The sequence below is a fragment of the Nocardia arseniciresistens genome (assembly GCF_046764875.1).
GTDB classification, from domain to species: Bacteria; Actinomycetota; Actinomycetes; order Mycobacteriales; family Mycobacteriaceae; genus Nocardia; species Nocardia arseniciresistens.
This window is the reverse complement of record NZ_JBKORD010000011.1, coordinates 148,016-166,211: the sequence shown is the minus strand read 5'-3', so window position 1 is coordinate 166,211 and position 18,196 is coordinate 148,016. Positions and strand designations below refer to the sequence as shown.

The following is an 18,196-nucleotide window of genomic DNA, read 5'->3' as shown; positions in this document are numbered from 1 at the left end:
GAGCAGTAGTTGTCGCATCCGATCGGCTCTTTCGGCGTCCAGTCATAGCGATGGCGGTGAGCGAGTACGTCGACGGTTCGGGAGCCTCGTGGTTGAGTGGGGAGATGACGACTCATCCGCGCTACCGCATCATCACGATCGCGTGCGCCGCGATCGCGGCCTCCGCCATGTCTATGGCATCCGCGGCGGCGGACGCAGCAGGGCCGATTTCCACGCTCGACCTCACTGTCAGTTCGGGTGAGCAGCCGAAGCCCGACGCTCAGCAGATCACCCTCACTTGCGATCCGGCAGGCGGCACGCACGAGAAGTCCGAGGCAGCGTGCGCCGCCCTGGACGGGGTGAACGGCTCCTTCGGCGACCTCACCGCCGATCCCACCGTTGTCTGCGTCCAGATCTACGACCCGGTGACAGTCACCGCCAACGGCACGTGGCGCGGGACCCCCGTCCAATGGCAGCGGACTTTCGCCAACAGTTGTGCATTGCACGCCGGTACTGCCGGAATCTTCTGACCCTCATCAGCGCGATCCGCAACTACTTCGCGGATAAGGCGGCGTTCTTCCGTTCGATCTTCGAGCTGCGCCCATCGCCTCGATCATCGGTCTGCCGGCCGGGCTTGCCCTGTTCGACGCAGCGCGCAAGGAAAGCCTGTCGCGCCGCGCCGAACCTGTCACCGCACCGAACTACTTGAACGCGACGGCGTTTCGACGAGCCCAGTCCGCGAAGGTGTGTGGTGCGCGGCCGAGCACCTTTTCGACGTCGGGTGAGATTCGCTGCTCCTCGGGTGTGGGCGCGCCGATGATGGCCAGCGTGGTCTCGACGACGGGTTCGGGCATGAAGTGCATCATCTGTGCGTGTGCCTGCTCCCGGGTCTGTTCGACGAACCGGATCGGTTCGCCCAGCGCCGCGCCGAGGTCTTCGGCCCGCTGCCGAGGTGTGCTGAGTGCGGGGCCGGTCAAGGTGTAGATGTGTCCAGCGTGGCCGTCCTCGCGCAGGGCGGCGGCGGCCACCTCCGCGATATCGGACGGATCGACCACCGGCAGGCCGACCTCGCCGAACGGCGCCGCGACGGTGCGTTCGGCACGGGCCGATTCCACCCAGGCGTACGCGTTGGACGCGAAGGCGCTGGGCCGCAGGATCGTCCACTCGAGCCCTGACTCGCGGACGGCCTCCTCGAAGGAGTGTCCCAACTGGCCGTGCGAGGCCGACTCCGGCCGGGTGGCGACGCCCTGCGACGACAGTTGCACAACCCGTTGGATGCCGGCGGATTTCGCGAGTTCGAGGATGGCACGGGGGTCCATCAGGTGCGCACTTGTGCCGGTGTCGTGCAGGAACAGCGCTTTCCCGCCTGCGAAGGCGGGGGAGAGGGTCTCGGGCGCGGTCAGGTCGGCGCGCTGGTGGCGGACGCCGTCGGGGAGCGCGGGCTCGGTGGTGCCGCGGGACACGGCGGTCACCTGCTCGCCCGCCGCGGCCAAGGTCTGCACAAGGGTGCGTCCGACATTGCCGGTTGCTCCGGTCACTACGATCACGTTCACTCCTGAGTTAGTTGACTGACTAACAAGAACATAGCCGACGATTCGGCGATCTGTCTATAGTTAGTTGGATGACTAACTCGGCCGAAGGAGAGCCAATGACGCGGACGGCAGGCAAGCGGGAGCGACTCGCTGCCGCGGCAGCCGAGGTGTTCCATCAGCAGGGTGTCGAAAAGACGACGATCGCCGACATCGCCGCGGCCGCCGGGGTGCCGGTCGGCAATGTGTACTACTACTTCAAAACGAAGGATCAGCTGGTTCAGGCGGCACTGGGCGCGCACGCGCTGTCGCTACAGGAGCTGATCGTCGTGCTGGAGCGGCATGAGCAGGCGCGGGATCGGCTGAAGGCGCTGGTGCGTGGCTGGGTCGAACAACGTGAGGTGGCCGCGCAGTTCGGTTGCCCCACCGGCACATTGGCCACCGAGCTCGGCAAGCGTGCCGATGGCCTCGACCGTGAGTCGGCGGCGAATATGCGCGCGCTGCTCGAGTGGATCGAGCGGCAATTCGCGGCGATGGGGCGCGAGGACGCGGGGGAGCTCGCGGTGGCGCTGTTTGCGTCCTATCAGGGAATATCGGTGCTCACCAACGCTTTCCGCGACCCGGAACTCATGCGCGCCGAGGGGAGCCGCCTCGAGCGATGGATTGATGAGTTCGCCGCGAGTTCTGGCATGACGTAGTAGATCTCCGGTTCGCCCCGAAGGCCGCCCATCGAGTCGATGGGCGGCCTTTCGCGTTCGGTCCGGTTGGTTTGTGTCCGTCCTCACTCTTGTCAACGATGTATTGCCGATATATCGTCGATAACATGAAACGAACACGAAAGCCTGAGGAGGCAATCATGGAAAGCATGGAAAATCGAGAATTCGGACGGCGTGGTCGGTGGAACCGGCCAGGGCTGGAGCAGGGCGGACCCGAGCGGCATCAGCATCGCCACGGTGGACGGCACGGCTTCGGTCCCGAGTTCGGTCCGGGCTTCGGTCCCGGATTCGGACCGCATTTCGGGCGTGGGCGAGGCCGTGGTGGCCGAGGTCGGCGCGGTGACGTGCGTGCGGCCGTGCTGCTGCTGCTCACCGAGCGGCCGATGCACGGATACGAACTCATTCAGCAGATCAGGGACCGCAGCGACGACGTCTGGCGGCCGAGCCCGGGGTCCATCTACCCGGCGCTTGCTCAGCTGGAGGACGAGGGTCTGGTGCTCATCGAGAAGGTGGCGGGTCGCAAGACCGCGAAGCTCACCGAAACCGGCACCGAGTACATCACGGCCAATCGTGACGAGCTCGGCGATCCATGGGCGGACGTCAAGGAAGACGTCGGCGCGCAGGCCATTGATCTGCGTGGGCTGATCGGGCAGCTGATGGGTGCGGTCGGTCAGGTCGCCGCGGCGGGAACCCCCGAGCAGGCGACCAAGGCGGCCGAGGTGCTCACCGAGGCGCGCAAGGCCCTTTACCGCATCCTCGCCGAGGATGAAAGCCCTGAGAAGTCATAGCAGTTCCTGCGTAACAGAAGTGTGAAACACCCCGTCTCAGCGCGCATTTCACAGCCCTTCGGGTGGATCATTGTGAGATGGAACAGTCTCACGGATTGTGGAGTTGGGGTTTTTCACAATTGTGTCGAGTCGTGCTCGCTTGCGCGCTGGCCGGAGCCGTCATTGTCGGCTCCGGCGCGGCACCGACCGCGCGGGCCGAACCGGCCGGATTTCGGCCTGCGGATGTGCCGACCGACGCCGCGCCGCCGCAATCGGATCATCTGGCCGCCGCGATGTATCTGAAGTCCCATCCGAACGCGGTCCCCGCGGGCACCAACAATTTCGGCTGCGTACCGAGCGCCGTGCACCCACGGCCGGTGGTGCTCGCGCACGGCACCGACTCCAGTGCGTACTCCGACTGGTCGGCCATCGCGCCGCAGCTCAGCGCGGCGGGATTCTGCGTCTTCGCGCTCAACTACGGCGGCAAGCCGGGCGTGGAGAGCTACGGCACCGAGGATCTGTGGCTGAGCGCCCACCAGATCGACGCATTCGTGGACGATGTGCTGGCCGCGACCGGCGCGACGCAGGTCGACCTGGTCGGATTCTCACAGGGCGCCAATGTGACCCGCCTCTACGTCAACAAGCTCGGTGGCGCACCCAAGGTCGGCAAGTGGGTCGGCATCGCCTCCCCGAGCTACGGCGGAGTGATGTACGGCCTGGTCCCGCTAGCGCAGGCGATTCCCGGTCTTATGCAGGTGTTCGAGCTCCTCACCTCCCTCGCGGCGGTGCAGCAGGCGCAGGGTTCGCCGATAATGACCGAACTCAATGCGGGCGGTGACACCGTGCCAGGGGTCCAGTACGTCACCATCGGCAGCAGGGTCGACGAGATGATCCAGCCCTTCGAGAACATCGCATTGCGCGGCCCTGGTGCGCGCAACATCGTATTGCAGGACATGTGCGCGGCGGATCTGACCGGTCATTTCCACATGGTCTATGACCCGTTCGTGCAGCAATTGCTGCTCGATGTGCTTGATCCGGGACATGCTCCGGCGCCGGTCTGCGTGCCGGTGGCACTCGGCACCGGCATTCCCGAAGTGATCATCGCCGGAAATTCCTGAGCGCGGGCCGGGAAACCTTCGACAGCACCGCACCCACGCCGTATTTTGATGGCAAGACGGATGCAGTGGAAGGGATCGAGATGCGTGTCGATGTCGAATTCACCAGTGGCGCAGTAACCTTGCGGGGCTGGCTCTATCGGCCGGAACAGTCGTCGGGCATCGTCCCGTTGGTGGTGATGACGCACGGCTTCGCGGGTGTGAAGGAATGGGTTGCCCCGTTCGCCGAAGTGTTCAGCAATGCGGGCCTGGCCTGTCTGGTCTACGACCACCCCGGATTCGGGACCTCGGATGGTGAACCCCGCTTCGAGGTCGACCCCGTCGCCCAAATCGAGGGCTACCGTGATGCGATTACCTACGCCCAGACCCTGGACGGTATCGACCCCGAACGCATCGGTATCTGGGGAACCAGTTTCGCCGGCGCCCACGTTCTGGTCGTCGCGGCGACCGACCGGCGCGTGCGCGCCGTGGTATCGCAGGTGCCACTTACCAACGGCTGGGCCACCTTTCGCAGCTTGGTCCCTTCCATCATGCTGCCGCTCGTTCATGCGGGCATCGCCGCGGACCGGCAGGCCCGCGCCTCCGGCAAACCGCACGAGACGATCAAGGCCGCCTCCGATGATCCGACCGAACTCGTCGCCATGCCTGGTATCGAGGTCTACAACTGGTTGATGGCGAACGGCCCGCAGATACCGACCTGGCGCAATGAGGTCACCCTCTCCAGTATCGATAAATTCCAGTCCTACGCTCCGGAAGCATTCCTGCGCCGTGTGTCACCGACCCCGCTGCTGATGGTGATCGCCGATCAGGACACCCTGACACCCAGCGATATCGCTTTGCAGAGTTACGCCGATGCACTCGAACCCAAGGAACTGGCTCTGATCCCCGGACCGCACTTCGCCGTGTACGAGGAGCAGTTCGACCGAGCGTCCGGGATCGCCCGCGACTTCCTGCTCGCCAAGCTTGGCGGATAGCGCCCGACGGCACGTTACTTCAGACGCCGGAACCCGGCGCCCGCACCCCGTTCGGGGTTCGCGCGCCGGGTCCGGTGACCGGCGGATTCAATCCTCAGGTCCTCGGGTCATCGATGTGGCCGGCGCGGCGGCCCATCTCCCTGGGGGTGGCCTCATGTGCGCCCGTAACGACACCGCCCGCAGCGGTCGGCGGGCGGTTGACTCGGCCGGTTGCGGCCGCGGCCGAAGTGCCCGCCGTCGGCGATGTTCCTGCTGTCGGCGAGGTCCGCACCGGAGTTCCTCGACCGCCGTTGGACCTACCGCGCCCCACCATCGCCGCGAGTGCGCCTGCGACACCGGCGATTACGAGACCGATGGGCAGCGCCCACCATTTCGAATTCGAGTCCGAACCCGAGTCGTTGTCAGTGGCTTCGGTAGTGGCTTCGGCCAACGGGACAGGGGATGAACCCTCGTCCAGTACCGAGGCGGGTGCGACTCCGGGCACCGAGACGTCGAGGCCGCTCAACTGCCCTGCGATCTCCGGCGGGACGGTGACGAAACCATCCGCCTTGCTCCAGCGCACCTCTACCGGTGTGCCGTTCTGGCCGCGGAAGGTCTGGGTGTAGACGTCGTCGGCGACCGTGGTGTCCGACATCGGGCTGCCGAGCGCACCGTCGGTGGCCTTCAGATGCGACCAGGCCGAGCGGATCGGACCGCGGACCAACCAGGTGCCGTTCTGCGGGCTCCAATAGATGGTGGCCCCGTCGGCCGCCGAGAACTCGCTGAAGCGCGCTGTGCCCGCGACCGGTGCATCCGACTCGTCGTTGATCGGGTAACCGATATCGGAACCCGCCGCGCCGAGTCCGAGGTACTTGTCGAGGATGGCGCCGTACATGACTGTCGCGCCGGTATCCGCCGAATAGACGATCTTGCCGCCCCGGTAGTCCTGGGCTGCTCCGTTCGGTCCGAATTCGTAGACCGCGCCGACCTTTTCGCCGAGCGGCGAGTTCGCGCCCCCTTTATCGTTGTAGTGCGCGGTAATGGCAGCGTCGGCATCGGCGGGCTGAGCCGAAACTGATGGGCTCAGCAACATTCCGGCGACGAGCACTCCGGCAAAACCTAGAGCGGCCGTTGCGGATAGTGATTTCTTCCAACATGTCATCGAAACGCTCCTCACAAGGTGGGACCAGAGTCAACGTGGCTTTTCGCTTGCATGCATTTCAAAATTGAATTCCGCCATCGCGAATCAGCGGATATCACTTGCCTTCGATTTCGTGGCGAGACCGACCAGCGTGGCCACGACGGCGCCGACAACGCCGCCACCGGCGACCTGGCCGAGTATCTGGCCGAAATCTAGTCCGCTACCGGTCGCAGCCTGGATAATGCCGCCGGTGATACCGCCGCCGACGGCTCCTGCGGCACCGCTCACTACGGGACCCAGCGGGCTCTTCGCGCCACCGACTCCGCCACCGACCAGCCCACCAAATAGACCCAGAAGCCATTCCATGGTTCCTCCTTCTGATATGACGGACATTGCGGATCTCACGATAACTTTCAGCCATGGAGACTTCCCGTAAACAGGCATATCATCCGTTGTGCAGCCGAGGTCGACGTCAGAAACGCACTGTGGGAAAGATTGCAGCGATCAACTGTTGCCATATGCCCGTTTAAATAGATGGCAAACTATCAGCACACGACGATGTCGTCCGCAGCCGACCGTTGCGGCCCGCACGCCCGGGATTGGGGTGTTCATATCCCGTGCTCGGCACGATAGACACGGTCGGCCGCGAGATGCTCAGTCATCCCGCCGACGGGAAGGTTCTGCGGGTTGCGGATCGAGCCGGCGGCCTAAACTTTCGCGGGTGCGGCCTGCCAGAAGCACGGTCGCTCGAACAGCGCGGCGGGATTCGTATGCGAGCTTGCCGATCTCAGGTGTAGCGAGAGAAATACGAGACGATGACGCGATCCTCGACAAGTCCCCGACCGACGACGTCCGAAGCACCACCATCCGCTGGCATCCGGCTGGGTCTGTTCCGTGATCCGTTCCATTTCGTCATGGACTCCGCAGCCCGTCATGACGGCTTGGTCCGACTCGGCGCCGGGCCCCTCGAAACCTACATCGTCAGCCACCCGGACTATGTGCGCCGAATCCTGCAGACCAACGCGGCGAATTATGTCAAAGGTTCGATGATGGAGCCGTTCCGAGCCGCACTGGGGAACGGGCTGGTCACCAGCGAAGGTGACCTGTGGAAACGGCAGCGGCGGCTCATGCAACCGGCCTTCCACGCTCGTCAACTGCAGTCGATGGAGGAACACATCTCGGCATGCCTCGACCGTGCCGTAAAACGGTGGGCGCAGAGCGCGGGCCTGGATCGTCCGGTGAACTTCCTCGACGAGTGCATCGAACTCAATGTCGAGATCGTGCTCGGTGTGCTGTTCAGCACCTCGATGGATGCCGAGCGAGTGGAGCGGCTGCGCAAGCTCACCTCCGAGGTATTCGTGGGGCTGGCCTCGAAGGTGTGGACGTTCTTCCTGCCCAACTGGTTTCCACTGCCGGGTGCGGTCCGCTACCGCCGTGCGGTAGCGGCTCTGGACGCGGAGGTCTATGGACTCATCGAGGAACGCCGGACCGGTGACGTCGAACACGAAGACATGCTGGGGCTGCTACTGGCCGCGCAGGACGCAGACTCCGGTGAGCGGATGAGCGATCAGCAGCTGCGCGATGAGATCTTCACGTTGTTCATGGCGGGTTACGAGACGACCGCCACCGGATTGACCTGGGCCGCCTACGAACTGGCTGACCACCCCGATGTGGTCGAGACGATGGTCGCCGAGCTGGATCGGGTCGCGACCGGTGAGCGCCCCACCTTCGCGGAGCTTCCACAGTTGGAGTACGGACGGCGCGTCATCGACGAGGTGTTCCGCTTGCATCCGCCGTTCCCGATCTGGTTCCGCAGCACCGTCGAGCCGGATCTCCTTGGCCCGTATCGCGTGCCGGAGAACGCGAAGATCATCCTCAATCCCCATATCACGCACCGTGATCCGCGATTCTGGGATGCTCCGGAGACGTTCGACCCCGACCGGTTCGCCCCGGAAAAGTTCGATGCACAGGCCCGCCACGCGTACTACCCGTTCGGTAAGGGCAGTCGCATGTGCATCGGTGAGCGGCTGGCAGTGACCATCACCCAGATGGTGCTCAGCGCATTCGTGCGCAGCTTCGAGTTCACGGTACTGCCCGGATTCGAGGTAATCCCCCGCTACGTGGTCACTTGCCAGCCAAAGGGTGGTCTGCCACTCGTATTGCGTCCGCGCTGACCCGGCACGACGGGCGAGAACGAGGCGGCGACCTCCTGCGCGCCTACCTCGCGGAATGGTGAACGGGGTTCGGTATGGCCGAAGGTCCCGTACCCAATGGGAACGGGACCTTCGATGCCGGTACGAATCAGGGCAGCGGGATCCATTGGCCGAAGAGCCAGAAGCCGTGCTGGGGCTGCTGCGGTCCGGGGTCGTTGTGCTGTGCGCCCTGCTGCTGCGGGCCATGCTGCTGTTGCTGCTCCGGTGCCGGGCGCTGCTGTTGGTCGGCCCCGGGCTGCGCGCTGGCGATGCCCGCTCCGGCACCAAGTGCAGCGACCGCCAGGGTGCCCGCCACCGCGGTCTTGGCCAATGTCGACTTGATCCTCATGCACGTGCCTCCTGTTGTCGGATTCGAGATTGCTCGGCCCGTCGGTTCCCGACCGATATCGCAATGGTTGTTGCCGAAGTTTTGCCAGCAATGGGTTGCGGCTATGAGCCACCTGTGAGCCGGTCTGGATCCGTTAGGTCCGCCCGCTCACAGCTGGGCGGCCCTGGCTCTGGTCATTTCCGCGTCGTGTAGCACTGCCCATTCGGCCATCGCCGATACCGGCACCAAGAGCGTCCGACCGAGTGGCGTGAGGCTGTATTCCACGGTCGGCGGCAGCGTCGGATGTACCTCGCGGCGCACCAATCCGTCAGCCTCCAAGCCACGGAGCGTACGAGTCAGCATGCGTCGGCTGATGCCCTCGATCGACCGGTGCAGTTCGTTGTAGCGGTGCGCACGTCCGCCGAGCAGAACTATGAGCACCAACGTCCATTTATCCCCGACGCGGCGCATCAGTTTTCCGACCGGGCACCCGGCAAGTTCGTCGCTCGGCACCGGTCGCGGCAATTCATGTTCCAGCACCATAGGAACATCTGTGTGCCTATAGGACATCACAATGCCTTCTTTCGTCTCCGGGCCAGGTGATCCAGGCTGAATTCGCTTACCGCTGACAGCTTATGGAGGAAACCCGTGCCGAACCGAAGCCCGAAGATCGTGATCATCAGTGGCGGTACCAGTGGGATGGGTCGCGCGACCGCGCTGGAACGATTGGCGCGTGGCGATATCGTCATCGTGATCGGCAGCGACGAGTCCAAGGGCAACGCGCTGATCGCGCAGGCCGCGAACACGAACCTGCGATTCGTCAAGGCGGACTTGTCGTCGATCGCCGAATTGCGGCGGGTCGCGACGCTGGTAGCCGAACAGCACGACACCGTCGATGCGCTGGCATTGTTTGCCAATCGGCTGAGCCCGACGCGTCGCGTTACCGCCGACGGGCTCGAGTACACCTTCGCCCTGTACTACCTGAGCCGCTACCTGCTGGCCGATTACTTGCGCCCGTTGCTCGATCGCAGCTCCGACCCGGTGATCATCAACGTCGCCGGAGTCGGCAACACGGCGGGCGGCATCGAATGGGGCGACCCCCAGTTGTCGCGCCGCTACCGCCTGATCCGAGCCCAACTTCAGGCCGGCCGGGCCAACGACCTGGCGGGTGTCGCGTTCGCGGAACGTGCCTCGAGCAAGGCTCGCTACGTGCTCTACCACCCGGGGTTCACCCGCAGTGGTGGCGATCAGCACCCGAACCCATTGGTGCGCAATATAATCAAAGTACTGGCGCGATTCTTCGCTCGCCGGGTCGCGGACTCCATCCGCCCGATCGTCGGGTGGATCGACCAACCGCCGTCGGCCCCGCTCAGTGCGATCGATCGCGGAAGACCGGTTGATCCATCGCTGCGAACCCTCGACCGTGCAGACGCCGCACGTCTGGTGGCCTACACCGAGGACCTTCTCACCACAGGCGTCGGGTAGCCGAGCAATGGCCGGTTACGGCCGTCAACGACGTGCTGCCGGCGGATGAGCCTCAGGTGGTGACGTTGTCACCGCCTGAGCCGTCAACAACTGCCAATGCCGGTGACGAGATACCCACTCCTGCATCGGGTCCGGGAATCGAGCCGTCGCTCGGCGAACGCGAGATGAGGCGATTGATTCCCCGGGGGTGTGCGGGTCCACTGCGGGCCGATTATCGCGGTCGGTGTTGTAGGCGGTCAGTGAGCGAGGTTCACGGACGGCTACGGGGGCCGGTGGTAGTGGTTGTCCTGGATGTCTGTCCGGTCCTCTTCGGGGTCGTCGTCCGGCAATAGTGGGATCTCATCCTTGTGCTCGGCCACCATGTTGTCCGGGCCCAATCGGTCGGCGTTCCCGGACGTGACAAGGGCCGTGGCGTACAGCGATTCGCTGCCGGCGGTGAAGTAGTGCAGGTGGGCCTGTCCGTTGTAGTAGATCGGCGACGAGTATTTCTCCTGCTCCGGTGTTTCCGCCTTGATGCGGGTGGCACCGAACTCCGATTGGTCGGGATCGGTACCGCCCAACCAGGATTGGCCCGCGTGAGCGTTCAGGTCGTTGGACGCTTCACCGACGTACACGTGTCCGCCGTCCAGGTGGAAGTCGGACGCGCTGCGCGCCTCGTCGGTGCTGACGGGTCCGAGTAGCACCACGTCGTTGGCGTGCAGTTGACTCGCGGCCGCCGCGTCGGCGGCGACTATGGCCCCGGCGGAGTATCCCACCACGGTCACATGCGACGACTGACCCTGATGCGTCGCCCACAGCCCGTCGACGTCCTCGGCCAGCAGGTTTCCGCCCTTGCGCATATCGGTGGGGTCGCCGCTCAGCACAGCGGTGATCCCGTCGGTCGGCGAGTCGTATCCCATCCAGGCGACGACCGCGGTCGGATGATCCGGGTCGGCTCTGTTCGATTCGACATACAGGTTCTGTGCTTGTTCGCGTTGGACATCGAACCAGCCCTTGTCGGATGCGTCGCTGGCTCGCACGCTCTGACTCGCTCCCGGCACGACGACCGCAGTGTTGGGTGCGGTGTCCGGATCGCCGATACTGATTGCGGCCCTGCCCTTTCCCCCGAACGCGAGCGGCTGGTACACGTACAGATAGGTTGGATACGGGACCGACGGATACGGCCCGGGGTCGGCCTCGTTTGGACCGCTGTTGAGGTTCAGGCCGGCGCGGACGTTGATCGCATTGTGGTAGCGCGTAATGGTGTCGGCGGTCAGGCCGTATTTCTCCGGGTCTTTCTCGATCGTATCGACCGACACGCCCTCGGCTTTCGCCATGTCCTCGACCCGGTGGATGTCGGCGTTCATGACGCGCTTGTTCGCATCGTCGCGGACGGCTACCGGTATACCGTTGAGGTTACCGATCCGTTCGGGGTCCTCGGCCAGAATTTCTTGTTGTTCAGCAGAAGTGAGCGAATTCCACCACTTGTTGACTCTTACCGCGTCCTCCGCGGTTCCAGTACGAGGCGGCTTTTCATATTCCTTCTTTTCGTCCCCGTGCAGGCTGAGCAGGACACCTCCGGTCAGCGCTACGCCACTGATTTTCAGAGCCGTTCGGGTATCGGTGGCGCGCAGATGACCGGCGGCAGTCCGTAGCCCGCCACCGGCAGAGCGGTATCCTGCCGAGACCTTCGACGCCGATCTCTGGAGGGCGGTTTCGAGGGTTCGGGTGGCGGCCCGGAGGCCGCCGGAAATCGGTTGTCTCATCTACGCGGGTGTTCAGAATCCTGGTCGGAATTCGTATCGCATTGTTTGCTGGGATCCGCTTCTTATATGAATGGGGCTCTTGGAGGCCCAAGCTACTGCCACCGCCACCCTTGATGTCCCCAGTCAGGGGGAGTAATCGGCGTGAACCGTCATGGGTTGTTGACCGAAAGCGCTGCGGCGGTACGGGTTCAGATCCAGTTGCTGCGATCCCTACCGCTGTCTCCTGATGCAGGCTTGACTGTCGCGCTGAAACTCGGGGTGGACGGCAACCAACGAATCGACTACCGGATTGCTCGCCGGACAGGCGGGTCTCGCCGTGGCCTGGAGCAGGCGATGACGACCTGGCGGATCCGAGAGGCTCACCGAGCTGTAGGCCGTTCCTGAGCAACCAAGCCCGGTGTGGATTGTCGGGACTCGTCTCGGTGGGCGCCGGCCCAGGTGGTGACGCCGTCACCACCTCTGGCGAAGAGTTGCTCGCGACCTGCATCGTCGATGCCGTCACCAGTACAGCGCTACGTTGTGTCGTGAAAATGCGATGACGTGTCGTGAAACGGCAGTTGATCTGCAGAGATAGGGCACCTCGAGGTTGCCGACAGGCCTTTTCGGGCGGCCGGGCGGAGGGATTGGCACCCCGCCCGGACCGCACTGGATTTCTACCAGCTTTCGACGGGTGTGTCGGGGACGTCGGGACAATCGGGGCGTCTCTCTAGAATGAGACGACCGCGTTCATTCGTTTCCGGGAGCCAGCCGTGACCATTCAGCCCGTTCGCCTCTTCGGCGACCCCATCCTGCGCGCACGTGCGGCGGAGGTCACCGAGTTCGATCGTGAGCTGCGCCAGCTCGTCGCCGACCTCATCGACACCATGCACGACGATGGAGGGGTCGGGATGGCAGCGCCGCAGATCGGTGTGGGTCTTCGGGTGTTCGTCTACGACACCGGCGACGCCGCGGGCCATGTGGTGAATCCGACGTATGTGGTGGACGGTGCGGAAGAGCAGGTCGGTCCGGAGGGCTGCCTGTCGATTCCCGGGGTGCGTTACGACACCCGGCGGGCGCTGCGGGTGCGCGCGTCCGGATTCGATGTGGACGGCGCGCCGATCGAGTTCGCGGCCGAGGGGCTGCTCGCCAGGTGCGTGCAGCATGAGACCGACCACTTGGACGGGGTGCTGTTCCTCGACCGACTGGATCCGGCGTCGCGCAAGGAGGCGATGCGCACCATCCGCGAATCCGATTGGTTCACAGCGGGTATCACGGTGCGCAGTTCGCGCGCACTCGGGACGAGCCAGGCCGGCCCGTTCGGACGTGGCCGCTGATGCGCATCGTCTTCGCGGGCACACCCGATCCCGCTGTTCCGTCGCTGCGGCGATTCATCGAGTCGCCGCGCCATGAGGTGGTCGCGGTGCTCACCCGCCCCGACGCTGTCGCCGGGCGCGGGCGCAAGGTGACCAGGTCGCCGGTTGGCCGGTTGGCCGACGAGCACGGCATACCGGTGCTGACCCCCCGCCGCCCGTCCGAGCCCGAATTCATCGAGCAGCTCACCACACTGGCCCCGGATTGCTGTCCGGTGGTCGCCTACGGTGCGCTGCTGCCGCAGCAGGCGCTCGATATTCCTCGGTTCGGCTGGATCAACCTGCACTTCTCGCTGCTGCCCGCTTGGCGCGGCGCCGCGCCGGTGCAGGCGGCGATCGCGGCCGGTGACGAGTTCACCGGCGCCGCCACCTTCCAGATCGAGGCAGGTTTGGACACCGGACCGGTCTTCGGCGTGATCACCGAGAAGATCGCGGTGACCGACACAGCGGGAACACTGCTCGACAAGCTCGCCCTCAGCGGCGCGCACCTGTTGGAGACCACCCTGGACGGCGTGGAAGACGGGACGCTACAGGCGGTCGCGCAGCCGACCGAGGGCGTCTCCTACGCCCCCAAGCTCGCGGTCGAGGCAGGCCGCATCCGTTGGGATCAGCCCGCGCTCGCCATCAGCAGGCTCATCCGCGCGGTCACCCCCGCCCCCGGCGCATTCACCGAAATCGGTGGCGCACGATTGAAGATCGGACCCGTCGAAATGGTCGAAGAGCAGCTGCCGCCGAAAGCGATCGAGGTCCGTAAATCGGGGGTCTTCGTGGGCACCGCGACCACCGCGGTCCGCCTGGATCAGGTCCAGCCGCAAGGCAAAAGAATGATGGCGGCGCTCGACTGGGCCCGCGGCGCGCGCATGCAGCCGGGCGCGGTGGTCGAATGACCGCCCAAGATCGCAGGCGGGCGGCCGAACGCAGGCGGGCCGGTCAGGCGGGCGCGACCGGTCGCGATGACGCGGTGCCCATGAACAGCCCTGCGCAGCGGAAGGCGGCGTGGGAACAAGACGCAGCGCCGCAGGGGGAAGGTGGGCCACGCAAGCAACCGAGGGATCCCGCGCGGCCCAAAGGCCCTCGTAGGCAGGCGGACGCATCGAAGCAGCGCGAAACCCGAGGTGGGCCCGCGAACGAGGCGACCGGTAAGCGCACCGGCGCGCGCAGTGGTGATCGAGGCGCGCCGCAGGCGGCAGGGGCCGCAGGCGGGCGTGCGCAATCGAACAAGGGCGGCGCGGACCGTGCGGCTGCCCGTTCAGCATCGAAAGGTGCTGCGCGACAGAAGGACTTGAAGGCCGGTCGGGATGAGCGTGCTTGGGCCGCCTCGGTGGATCCGGTGCGCCTGGTTGCGCTCGACGTGTTGCGCGCGGTTCGTGAACGCGACGCATACGCGAATCTCGTACTGCCCGCACTGCTTCGGGAACGCAAGATCTCCGGCCGGGATGCCGCGCTTGCGACCGAGCTCGCGTATGGCACCTGCCGGTCGCGGGGTCTATTGGATGCGGTGATCGCCAGCGGTGCGGGGCGGCCGGTCGACGAGGTCGACGGCCCGCTGCTGGATGTGCTGCGGTTGGGCGTGTACCAGCTGTTGCGCACCAGGATCGGGGCGCATGCGGCGGTGGACACCTCGGTAGCGCTCGCGCGCGCCGAATTCGGTGCGGGCAAGGCGGGATTCGTCAACGCGGTGCTGCGCAGGGCAGGGGAGAAGTCCGTCGACGAATGGGTGGCCGCGCTGGCTCCGCAGGATCCGATCGGCCGGTTGGCCTTCGAGTTCGCGCATCCGACGTGGATTGCCCAGGCGTTCGCCGACGCGCTCGGCGCCGAGGCGGGCGAACTGCGAGATGTCTTGGCCGCCGATGACGCTCGCCCGATCGTGCACCTGGTCGCGCGTCCCGGCGAGATCACCGCGGAGGAATTGGCGCTGGTGACCGGCGGCGAAGAGGGCCGCTGGTCACCGTATGCGGTGTATCTCGATGGCGGCGATCCCGGGAAACTGGAGCCGGTGCGCGAGGGTATGGCCGCGGTGCAGGACGAGGGCAGCCAACTGGTCGCGCTCGCCCTCACCCGCGCCCCGCTGGAGGGACCCGACAACGGGCGCTGGCTCGACCTGTGTGCGGGCCCAGGCGGCAAGGCGGCCCTGCTCGGCGCGTTCGCCGCCATCGACGGTCACCGTGTCGATGCGATCGAGCCCGCCGAACATCGTGCCGAACTCGTCCGCAAAGCCGTGCGCAACCTCCCGGTCGACGTACACGTGGCCGACGGCCGCAGCAGCGGCCTCACCCCCGGATACGACCGCATCCTCGTCGACGCGCCGTGCACCGGTCTGGGTGCGCTGCGGCGAAGGCCGGAAGCCCGCTGGCGCCGCACCCCGTCCGACGTCGCCGACTTGGTCGTGCTGCAACGCGAATTACTCACCGCCGCATGGGATCTGCTGCGTCCCGGCGGTGTGGTGATTTACTCTACTTGCTCGCCGCACCTACCGGAAACCGTCGCGATCGTCGCCGACGCCGTCCGCCGCACGGGAGCAACCCAACTGGACACCCGCGACCTGCTCCCCGGTGTCACAAACGTCGGCGACGGCCCCGCCGCGCAACTGTGGCCGCACCGCCACGGCACCGACGCGATGTTCCTCGCGGCACTGCGCAAGCCGGTCGAGTAGCAACTGGACGAAATCTCGACCAGGTCCGCACGGGAGTCAGTCCCGTGCGGACTGCTCACGTAGCCGGAGGAGGGTTTTCGCGAGGATTCGCGATACGTGCATCTGGGAAATGCCCATTCGCTGGGCGATCTGGGTCTGCGTCATCGACTCGAAGAATCGCATGGTGAGGATGCGGCGTTCGCGTTCGGGCAGGCCGGCGAGCAGCGGGCGGATGGCGACGTATTCCTCCACCCTTTCGAACTGGGATTCCTCCTCGCCGAGGGTGTCGAGCAGCGAGGCGTCGGTGTCGCGGCCGAGCGAGGCGGCGTCGATGGAGCTCGGCTGGTAAGCGTTGCCCGCGATAACGGCCTGGGTCACCTCGTCCGGATCAACGTCGAGTTCGGCCGCGATCTCCTTGGCGGTGGGCGAGCGGCCGAGCGACTGCGACAGCGAATCGATGGCGGCACCGATGCGCAGATGCGTTTCCTTCACGCGGCGCGGTACCCGCATCGCCCAGGTGTTGTCGCGGAAATACCGTCGAACCTCGCCCATGATGGTCGGCACCGCGAAGGACAGGAAGTTCGAGCCGCGCGAGATGTCGAATCGGTCGACCGCGTGCACCAACCCGACCCTGGCGACCTGGGTCAGATCGTCGAACGGCTCACCGCGCCCGCTGAATTTGCGGGCGATGTGGTCGGCGAGCGGGATGCAGCGGGCGATCAGCGCGGCACGCAGCGCGGTGTGTTTCGCGGTGCCGGGCGTGCTCGCGGAGAGTTGCTCGAAGAGCGCGGCGACGTCGTCGTAACCTCCGCTCGACCCGGCCTCCTGAAGGGTTTCCGCCACCTCGGTGGGATCCACCGGGGCGAGTTCGGTCTCGTCCTCGACCTTTTCGACGGCGTCGGCTACCGCGTTCTCGTCCGACGGCGCGTCCGCATCCGGCGTAGCGCTCTCGACCGGCATGACGCTTTCATCTGGCGTGGCGCCCACATCTGACACGGCGTTCTCATCGGACACGGCGTTCTCGTCCGCCACTACGCCTTCCCCCGGACCCGACGGAACTCCACCGTCGTCGGATATCCGGAGATGGCCGAATCGTACGAATCCTGTTTAGCCTCCACCGCATCGGTGAGCGTCCGCAGCACATGCCACCCGAAGCTGCGCTGATCCGGTAGCCCCTCGTTGCCCGCGACTCCGCTCACCAGCACCAGTAGCTCCGTCTCGCCGACGGTGAACCGGCAGTGCAGGCTGGTGCTCGGTGCCGCGACCGCGATGAGCGTGGAGCACACCTCGTCCACCGCGAGCCTGATGTCGGCTACCTCGTCCAAGGTGAAATCGCTGAGCAGGACGAGGGTTTCGGCGAGCCCACGCACAATAGGCAGCTGTGTCACCGACGCGGCCACCCGAATCTCCACCGGGGTGCTGTAAATCCCCTGTTCCGCCGAAATGTTGATCACCCTATGGAGGCTACCCACTCCAGGCGGAGACAACCCCACCACCCGTTAGACTCCCGCATTGTGTCCCTCTCGACGTTTACGCGCCCTGCCGCGCCGATGATCGCCCCGTCCATCCTCTCCGCCGACTTCGCGCACCTCGCGGACGAGGCGAAAGCTGTCGAGGGCGCCGACTGGTTGCACGTCGATGTGATGGACGCGCACTTCGTGCCGAACCTGACCCTCGGGCTCCCGATAGTAGAGAGCCTGCTGAAGGCGACCGATATTCCGCTCGACTGCCATCTGATGATCGATGATCCTGGCCGCTGGGCGCCGCCGTACGCCGAGGCGGGTGCGTACAACGTTACCTTCCACGCCGAGGCGACCGACGATCCGATCGCGGTGGCCCGCGATATTCGGGCCGCGGGTGCGAAGGCAGGTCTTTCGGTGAAGCCCAACACTCCGATCGAGCCGTACCTGGAGATCCTGCGCGATTTCGACACGTTGCTTGTGATGAGCGTGGAGCCCGGTTTCGGCGGGCAGTCCTTCATCGCGGGCGTGCTGGAGAAGGCGCGGATCGTGCGCAGGCTCGTCGACGCGGGTGAGCTGCGGCTGATCGTGGAGATCGACGGCGGCATCAACAACGACACCATCGAAGCGGCGGCGGAGGCGGGAATCGACTGCTTCGTCGCCGGATCGGCTGTCTACAACACGGCCGATCCCGGTGCCACGGTGGCCGCGCTTCGGCGGCGAGCCGCCGCACTGCGCGTCTAGTAGGGACCTGCGCGTCCAGTCCGGACTGCGCGTCCGGCAGCTCGGGGGTCGGCGTCGGACG

The 18,196-nt window shown here is 65.7% G+C and carries 19 protein-coding genes; 11 read left to right on the top strand and 8 right to left on the bottom strand.

Going from position 1 to position 18,196, the window contains the following annotated elements:
• Positions 1-50 precede the first annotated feature (50 nt).
• Positions 51-509 (top strand): subtilase-type protease inhibitor, encoded by a 459-nt coding sequence (locus ACLMAJ_RS21435; RefSeq protein ID WP_412015559.1) that lies wholly within the window; start codon positions 51-53, stop codon positions 507-509.
• A 171-nt stretch (positions 510-680) separates the two neighbouring features.
• Here the strand turns inward: ACLMAJ_RS21435 and ACLMAJ_RS21430 are convergent, their stop codons facing one another.
• On the bottom strand, positions 681-1,526 hold the full coding sequence (locus ACLMAJ_RS21430; protein ID WP_412015558.1) for an NAD(P)H-binding protein: 846 nt from the start codon (positions 1,524-1,526) through the stop codon (positions 681-683).
• A gap of 101 nt (positions 1,527-1,627) precedes the next feature.
• On the opposite strand from ACLMAJ_RS21430, the gene ACLMAJ_RS21425 reads away from it, so the two are divergent.
• From ACLMAJ_RS21425 to ACLMAJ_RS21410, 4 genes are all read left to right on the top strand, one after another.
• On the top strand, positions 1,628-2,206 hold the full coding sequence (locus ACLMAJ_RS21425) for a TetR/AcrR family transcriptional regulator (RefSeq protein WP_412015557.1): 579 nt from the start codon (positions 1,628-1,630) through the stop codon (positions 2,204-2,206).
• A gap of 167 nt (positions 2,207-2,373) precedes the next feature.
• Positions 2,374-3,012: a PadR family transcriptional regulator gene (locus tag ACLMAJ_RS21420; RefSeq protein WP_412015686.1), complete on the top strand. Its 639-nt coding sequence runs from the start codon at positions 2,374-2,376 to the stop codon at positions 3,010-3,012.
• 77 nt (positions 3,013-3,089) lie between these two features.
• A complete protein-coding gene (locus ACLMAJ_RS21415; RefSeq protein ID WP_412015556.1) occupies positions 3,090-4,109 on the top strand; it encodes an esterase/lipase family protein in 1,020 nt (339 codons plus the stop codon).
• Positions 4,110-4,189: 80 nt separating this feature from the next.
• The gene (locus ACLMAJ_RS21410; RefSeq protein WP_412015555.1) at positions 4,190-5,080 is read left to right on the top strand and encodes an alpha/beta hydrolase; all 891 of its coding nucleotides are present in this window, start codon (positions 4,190-4,192) and stop codon (positions 5,078-5,080) included.
• Positions 5,081-5,174: 94 nt separating this feature from the next.
• On the opposite strand, the gene ACLMAJ_RS21405 is transcribed toward ACLMAJ_RS21410, so the two are convergent.
• Positions 5,175-6,221, bottom strand: coding sequence for an LGFP repeat-containing protein (locus ACLMAJ_RS21405; RefSeq protein ID WP_412015554.1), 1,047 nt, complete (start codon positions 6,219-6,221; stop codon positions 5,175-5,177).
• A gap of 84 nt (positions 6,222-6,305) precedes the next feature.
• Positions 6,306-6,566 (bottom strand): hypothetical protein, encoded by a 261-nt coding sequence (locus ACLMAJ_RS21400; protein ID WP_412015553.1) that lies wholly within the window; start codon positions 6,564-6,566, stop codon positions 6,306-6,308.
• 449 nt (positions 6,567-7,015) lie between these two features.
• On the opposite strand from ACLMAJ_RS21400, the gene ACLMAJ_RS21395 reads away from it, so the two are divergent.
• A complete protein-coding gene (locus tag ACLMAJ_RS21395) occupies positions 7,016-8,374 on the top strand; it encodes a cytochrome P450 (protein WP_412015552.1) in 1,359 nt (452 codons plus the stop codon).
• 127 nt (positions 8,375-8,501) lie between these two features.
• On the opposite strand, the gene ACLMAJ_RS21390 is transcribed toward ACLMAJ_RS21395, so the two are convergent.
• Both ACLMAJ_RS21390 and ACLMAJ_RS21385 read right to left on the bottom strand, forming a co-directional pair.
• Positions 8,502-8,741, bottom strand: a complete 240-nt coding sequence (locus ACLMAJ_RS21390) for a hypothetical protein (RefSeq protein ID WP_412015551.1) — start codon at positions 8,739-8,741, stop codon at positions 8,502-8,504.
• A gap of 147 nt (positions 8,742-8,888) precedes the next feature.
• A complete protein-coding gene (locus ACLMAJ_RS21385) occupies positions 8,889-9,263 on the bottom strand; it encodes a winged helix-turn-helix transcriptional regulator (protein ID WP_412015550.1) in 375 nt (124 codons plus the stop codon).
• Positions 9,264-9,368: 105 nt separating this feature from the next.
• Between ACLMAJ_RS21385 and ACLMAJ_RS21380 the strand changes: the two genes are divergently transcribed.
• Entirely contained in the window at positions 9,369-10,205 is an 837-nt protein-coding gene (locus tag ACLMAJ_RS21380; RefSeq protein WP_412015549.1) for an SDR family NAD(P)-dependent oxidoreductase, read from the top strand.
• 260 nt (positions 10,206-10,465) lie between these two features.
• Here ACLMAJ_RS21380 and ACLMAJ_RS21375 read toward each other — a convergent pair whose 3' ends face one another.
• Positions 10,466-11,950 (bottom strand): alpha/beta hydrolase, encoded by a 1,485-nt coding sequence (locus tag ACLMAJ_RS21375; protein ID WP_412015548.1) that lies wholly within the window; start codon positions 11,948-11,950, stop codon positions 10,466-10,468.
• Between the two features lie 749 nt (positions 11,951-12,699).
• On the opposite strand from ACLMAJ_RS21375, the gene def reads away from it, so the two are divergent.
• From def to ACLMAJ_RS21360, 3 genes are read left to right on the top strand one after another with little or no spacing between them, the layout of a single operon-like run.
• Positions 12,700-13,263: a peptide deformylase gene (gene def / locus ACLMAJ_RS21370; RefSeq protein WP_412015547.1), complete on the top strand. Its 564-nt coding sequence runs from the start codon at positions 12,700-12,702 to the stop codon at positions 13,261-13,263.
• A complete protein-coding gene (fmt, locus tag ACLMAJ_RS21365) occupies positions 13,263-14,186 on the top strand; it encodes a methionyl-tRNA formyltransferase (protein WP_412015546.1) in 924 nt (307 codons plus the stop codon). Before def ends, fmt begins: the two co-directional genes overlap by 1 nt.
• Positions 14,183-15,952, top strand: a complete 1,770-nt coding sequence (locus tag ACLMAJ_RS21360; protein WP_412015545.1) for an RsmB/NOP family class I SAM-dependent RNA methyltransferase — start codon at positions 14,183-14,185, stop codon at positions 15,950-15,952. The genes fmt and ACLMAJ_RS21360 overlap by 4 nt, the downstream gene beginning before the upstream one ends.
• Before the next feature lie 36 nt (positions 15,953-15,988).
• Here the strand turns inward: ACLMAJ_RS21360 and ACLMAJ_RS21355 are convergent, their stop codons facing one another.
• Both ACLMAJ_RS21355 and ACLMAJ_RS21350 read right to left on the bottom strand, forming a co-directional pair.
• Positions 15,989-16,891 (bottom strand): RNA polymerase sigma factor SigF, encoded by a 903-nt coding sequence (locus tag ACLMAJ_RS21355; RefSeq protein WP_412015543.1) that lies wholly within the window; start codon positions 16,889-16,891, stop codon positions 15,989-15,991.
• A 71-nt stretch (positions 16,892-16,962) separates the two neighbouring features.
• Positions 16,963-17,385: an ATP-binding protein gene (locus ACLMAJ_RS21350; RefSeq protein ID WP_412015541.1), complete on the bottom strand. Its 423-nt coding sequence runs from the start codon at positions 17,383-17,385 to the stop codon at positions 16,963-16,965.
• Positions 17,386-17,481: 96 nt separating this feature from the next.
• On the opposite strand from ACLMAJ_RS21350, the gene rpe reads away from it, so the two are divergent.
• On the top strand, positions 17,482-18,135 hold the full coding sequence (gene rpe / locus ACLMAJ_RS21345; RefSeq protein WP_412015685.1) for a ribulose-phosphate 3-epimerase: 654 nt from the start codon (positions 17,482-17,484) through the stop codon (positions 18,133-18,135).
• Positions 18,136-18,196 lie beyond the last annotated feature (61 nt).

Excerpts from the sequence above, each read along its gene's own strand:
- rpe (WP_412015685.1), top strand. The coding sequence starts at position 17,482 with ATGATCGCCCCGTCCATCCTCTCCGCCGACTTCGCGCACCTCGCGGAC.
- fmt (WP_412015546.1), top strand. The coding sequence starts at position 13,263 with ATGCGCATCGTCTTCGCGGGCACACCCGATCCCGCTGTTCCGTCGCTG.
- ACLMAJ_RS21425 (WP_412015557.1), top strand. The coding sequence starts at position 1,628 with ATGACGCGGACGGCAGGCAAGCGGGAGCGACTCGCTGCCGCGGCAGCC.
- ACLMAJ_RS21390 (WP_412015551.1), bottom strand. The coding sequence starts at position 8,741 with ATGAGGATCAAGTCGACATTGGCCAAGACCGCGGTGGCGGGCACCCTG.
- ACLMAJ_RS21420 (WP_412015686.1), top strand. The coding sequence starts at position 2,374 with ATGGAAAATCGAGAATTCGGACGGCGTGGTCGGTGGAACCGGCCAGGG.
- ACLMAJ_RS21355 (WP_412015543.1), bottom strand. The coding sequence starts at position 16,891 with ATGCCGGTCGAGAGCGCTACGCCGGATGCGGACGCGCCGTCGGACGAG.
- ACLMAJ_RS21405 (WP_412015554.1), bottom strand. The coding sequence starts at position 6,221 with ATGACATGTTGGAAGAAATCACTATCCGCAACGGCCGCTCTAGGTTTT.
- ACLMAJ_RS21385 (WP_412015550.1), bottom strand. The coding sequence starts at position 9,263 with ATGGTGCTGGAACATGAATTGCCGCGACCGGTGCCGAGCGACGAACTT.
- ACLMAJ_RS21395 (WP_412015552.1), top strand. The coding sequence starts at position 7,016 with ATGACGCGATCCTCGACAAGTCCCCGACCGACGACGTCCGAAGCACCA.
- ACLMAJ_RS21415 (WP_412015556.1), top strand. The coding sequence starts at position 3,090 with ATGGAACAGTCTCACGGATTGTGGAGTTGGGGTTTTTCACAATTGTGT.
- ACLMAJ_RS21360 (WP_412015545.1), top strand. The coding sequence starts at position 14,183 with ATGACCGCCCAAGATCGCAGGCGGGCGGCCGAACGCAGGCGGGCCGGT.
- ACLMAJ_RS21400 (WP_412015553.1), bottom strand. The coding sequence starts at position 6,566 with ATGGAATGGCTTCTGGGTCTATTTGGTGGGCTGGTCGGTGGCGGAGTC.
- ACLMAJ_RS21375 (WP_412015548.1), bottom strand. The coding sequence starts at position 11,950 with ATGAGACAACCGATTTCCGGCGGCCTCCGGGCCGCCACCCGAACCCTC.
- ACLMAJ_RS21410 (WP_412015555.1), top strand. The coding sequence starts at position 4,190 with ATGCGTGTCGATGTCGAATTCACCAGTGGCGCAGTAACCTTGCGGGGC.
- ACLMAJ_RS21435 (WP_412015559.1), top strand. The coding sequence starts at position 51 with ATGGCGGTGAGCGAGTACGTCGACGGTTCGGGAGCCTCGTGGTTGAGT.